The 3,915-nt window shown below is 63.0% G+C and carries 4 protein-coding genes; 1 reads left to right on the forward strand and 3 read right to left on the reverse strand.

Annotated features, from left to right (window positions below):
- Nucleotides 1-43 precede the first annotated feature (43 nt).
- Together EN939_RS24415 and EN939_RS24420 are read right to left on the reverse strand one after the other, a co-directional pair.
- The gene (locus EN939_RS24415) at nt 44-730 is read right to left on the reverse strand and encodes a TetR/AcrR family transcriptional regulator (protein ID WP_127270248.1); all 687 of its coding nucleotides are present in this window, start codon (nt 728-730) and stop codon (nt 44-46) included.
- 114 nt (nt 731-844) lie between these two features.
- Nucleotides 845-1,303, reverse strand: coding sequence for a MarR family winged helix-turn-helix transcriptional regulator (locus EN939_RS24420; protein WP_127270249.1), 459 nt, complete (start codon nt 1,301-1,303; stop codon nt 845-847).
- Nucleotides 1,304-1,397: 94 nt separating this feature from the next.
- Between EN939_RS24420 and EN939_RS24425 the strand changes: the two genes are divergently transcribed.
- The gene (locus EN939_RS24425) at nt 1,398-2,123 is read left to right on the forward strand and encodes a glutathione S-transferase family protein (protein WP_127270251.1); all 726 of its coding nucleotides are present in this window, start codon (nt 1,398-1,400) and stop codon (nt 2,121-2,123) included.
- Between the two features lie 36 nt (nt 2,124-2,159).
- Here the strand turns inward: EN939_RS24425 and EN939_RS24430 are convergent.
- Nucleotides 2,160-3,915: CHAT domain-containing protein (locus tag EN939_RS24430; RefSeq protein ID WP_206528330.1), on the reverse strand; the 1,756-nt coding region annotated here is incomplete at its 5' end.

Here is a 3,915-nt window from a genome sequence, read left to right on the forward strand (position 1 = left end):
ATCGTAATAGACGCGCATTTTGTCTTCCTTCCCGTTTTATGAATCAGAGGCCCTGCGGCCCGGTTTTTGCTCCGAAAAGAGCGAGAAACTGCTGCGTCGCGCGCGCGGCATCGCCGCCGATCGCCGCCTCAGTCAATTTCAGCCGGTCGCCAAGCAGCAGACGGATCTGCACGTCGCGGGCGACCAGCCCGAAAAAGGTGCGGAACGCCGTCTCGGCATCCGCGAAATCCAAAAGTCCGGTCCGTCGGCCGGCCTCAAGCACCGGCTTCAACCGTTTGGCCAATGCGAAGCGGCCGTTCTCAAGCACCACGGCGCCGAGATTGTCCTTGCCCGAACCGGCATGGCTGACCGCCACCCGGTTGAGCGCGATCGAGGTGTCACTGGAGATCACCTTGAGCCAGTCCGAGGCGAAGCGTTCGAGACTTGCGGTCAGGGAGGCAAGATCGAGCCCCTTGCCGTCAACCGGCGCCACCCGCACTTTCGAGGCCTGCCACTGCACCGTCGCCGTCAGCAGCCCGTCACGGTCGCCGAACCATTTGTAGAGCGTTTCCTTGGAGCAGCTGGCGCGGCGCGCCACGGCGGTCATGGTCAGATGATCGCCCTCCTCGACCAGCAGCCGCAACGCCGCGTCGAGCACGGCCTTCTGCCGTTCTGTCAGCGCTTCGCTGGTGTCGATGTCGGGCACGCTGTGCAACACGCTCTTCTCTCGAAAGGTCGGGCCACCGGTCATTCCGGTATGCCGTACCGTACGTTACGGTTCGGCATATTGCGCAATCCGAGGCCGCGCGCAAGAGGGCGGGCGCAAAATATCTGCAAGTGATGCGTTGCCGCGCGACAAGCCTCGCTAATCGGAGGCTGGCGGATGGCGCAATCGTCCAAGCAGTGCGGAGACCCTGGTCAATTCATCCGCCGACAGTTTGGCGCCAACCAGTTCGGTGATCGACCGTCCGTAGACAGCCCACATCTGGCGGCGTGTCTCGCGGCCCTTGGCGGTGATGCGGATGGTCTGGCCACGACCATCATCGGCCACCGTCAGTTTCTCGACGAGCCCATCGGCCTCGAGCCGGGCCAGCAGCCGCGAAATGTTGTATTGCGCGAACAGAGTGCGCTCGATGAGCTGGAACGGCCGCAGCCCGCCCTCGCTCGCCTCAGCGAGCTCATGCAGCACGTCGTACCAGGCAAGCGGCGGCAGGCCGGCGGCCTTCAACGCTTCTTCAGCGCTTTCCATCAGTTGGCGCGAAACGCGCATCAGGCGAGCCCAGGCCTTGATGGCTTCTGGCGAAGGCGTGGCTTTCTCGGTCATGGCCAAGCATAGGCAGTAGATGCATCTGCATCAAGCTTGACGATCGATGCATGTGCATCTATATAGATGCAAATGCATTAACCTTGGAAACCTCATGGCACACAAGCTCATCCTCGTCAGCCATCACCTCTGCCCCTATGTGCAGCGCGCCGCGATTTCGCTGGCCGAAAAGGGCGTGCCGTTCGAGCGCATCGATATCGACCTGGCCAACAAACCGGATTGGTTCAAAGCGATCTCGCCGCTCGGCAAGGTGCCGCTGCTGCGCGTACAGCGAAATGGCGAGGAAACGGTGATCTTCGAATCGGCCGTCATCCTCGAATTCCTTGAAGAGACGCAAGCCAATCCCCTCCACCCTGCCGACCCCTATGCCCGCGCCCGTCATCGCGCCTGGATCGAGTTCGGTTCGGCAACCCTCAACGCCATCGGCCGGTTCTATTCAGCCTCGACCGAAGCTGGCTTCCTGGCCGAATCCAGCGCGCTGTCCGCCATGTTCGATCGCCTCGAAGCCGAGCTGGCGGACGAGCCCGGCGGACCCTGGTTCGCCAGCAGGCACTTTTCGCTGGTCGACGCCGTTTACGGTCCGGTCTTCCGCTACCTCGATGTCTTCGACCGCATCGGTGATTTCGGCATTCTGGACGGCAAACCGCTCGTCCGAGCCTGGCGCAAAGCGTTGAGTGAGCGCCCGTCGATCAGGCAAGCCGTGGCGCCGGACTATCCGCAGCGCCTGCATGCTTTTCTGCAAGCGAAGGGATCGCACCTTTCAGGCCTCATCCGGCAAAACGACCCGGCCACCGCGCTTCGGTCAGCCCGATCCGCTTGAACGGATCGATCGCGGGCAAGCGTTGGCTCGCGGCCGTCAGTTTTCGAACATGACGAAGGCGGCCCATACCCGAGGGTCCTGCGCGCCTGATATCTCGCCGTCGCGGGCATCGCGACGGGCCTGGCGCAGCGCTTCCGGATAAGTCCGCCCGGCGGCGAGATGGCCGTAGAAGCTCACCATGAAGGCAGCGGTTCCCGCATCGTCCACAGGCCAAAGGGTTAGCAACGAGCGCTTCGCACCGGCAATGTTGATTGCCGTCGGCAGGCCGCGCAAACCGCCGACGAATGTCTCCTGGCCACGGGCCGTCTCGCAGGCGGAGAGCACAAGCAGGTCGAGGTTCGACAAATCCCACATCATCAGCTCCATGCCATAGAGCCGGCCGTCATCATCATCGCGCTTCATCGATTGCCGGTTTCCCGACCGGGACAGCACGACCTCACTCTGCCACAGCGCATTCACGGCACCGACGCCGCCCTCTTTCTCGTCGCGGTAGGCACCATGTGTGGCCAGATGCGCGACCGTGGCCTGCTCGATGTCCTTGCGCAGCGCCCGTTCGCCGGCAGCCGTTCCGGTAAGGGTCTCGACCGAATAATGATCGCCGCGCAGGATCGAGGCGATCGCGTCGACCTCCTTGCGGGTACCCGGTAGCGGCTCGGCACCCTTCTCCGCACCCCGTGCGTAATCCAGGCCGCCGGCCAGCAAGGCCTTGCCGGACTTGGGAAAACTCTGATCGATGCCTGCGTTCAACAGCGATTCCGGCCGGGTCAGCATGCGCACCAGGAAGCGATCATCGAGCGACGCGCCCTTGCTGTCCTGCAGCAAGGGGAATGGCACCGAAAACAGCTTGCCGTCCGGCACCACGAAAAGCGTGTCGGCGCCGCCAAGCGACGGCTCCAGAGGTGCGATCAGACCGGCGTAAAGCCCTGTGAATGTCGCGTTCAGATCGACCAGGGTCACAGCGCCACGCTCCTGCGCGGAGCGGGTCGACCTGAGGTTTGCCATGCGGGTTTCCCGGGCGGCTGGGATGAGCCGGCGCGGATCGCCGAGGTCATAGAGCGACGGCTGCTGGTCCTTGCGCGTGACGATCGCGTAGAGCCGTTCGTCTTCCAGCGGATCGGCGCTCTCGCGGTCCGCCCGCCACTTGCGAGTGATGAAATAATCGATCAGCGCCTCGTTGGGCTGCAGCAGCGTGTTTGCGGATGGCAGTGGCTTGTCCACCACGCTTTGGTCGAATCTGTACTTCGTCGTAACTCTCGTGATCGCCTTTTCGTACGCCGCCTGAGCCTGGTCGGGCTGTACCGCACCTGGATCGTCGGCACTGTCGCCACTGGAAGCAGCCTCCTGGTAGGCCAGGGACAGCCGTATCCCGGCCTGGATCAAATGCCGTGTCTCCATATCGTTCGGATCGATCAAACGCGACAGTCTGCGCAACTGATCCCGTTTGTCGTTTTCGAGTGTCGGCCAGCGACGCACCGCTTCAGCGAATGCCGGCACTGCCGATGCGTTGTTTTTTGCCAGCCGCGCATAGTCGTAGAGCATGTCATCGGCCAAGGCGCGGCTGGCTTCAGCGACGACCGGGTTGGCGGCCGTGCTCACCTGGAACCAATTCCAACGCAACATGTCATCGTTGAGAGCCGCAAAATCGGTGGCTGCAGCCTCGGGATTCGACTTCGCCTTGAGGTTGGCCATGGCCTGCCGCGCGGCAAAGGTCAGCGGGTGCACCGAGCCGTATGTCGATCCGGCGATGCTATAGGCCCGATCGAGTTGGTTCATGCTGTTTTCGGTATCGCCC

Origin of the sequence: Mesorhizobium sp. M7A.F.Ca.CA.002.05.1.1 (assembly GCF_003998335.1) — a bacterium.
Lineage (GTDB): Bacteria > Pseudomonadota > Alphaproteobacteria > Rhizobiales > Rhizobiaceae > Mesorhizobium.

Excerpts from the sequence above, each read along its gene's own strand:
- EN939_RS24425 (WP_127270251.1), top strand. The coding sequence starts at position 1,398 with ATGGCACACAAGCTCATCCTCGTCAGCCATCACCTCTGCCCCTATGTG.
- EN939_RS24415 (WP_127270248.1), bottom strand. The coding sequence starts at position 730 with ATGACCGGTGGCCCGACCTTTCGAGAGAAGAGCGTGTTGCACAGCGTG.
- EN939_RS24420 (WP_127270249.1), bottom strand. The coding sequence starts at position 1,303 with ATGACCGAGAAAGCCACGCCTTCGCCAGAAGCCATCAAGGCCTGGGCT.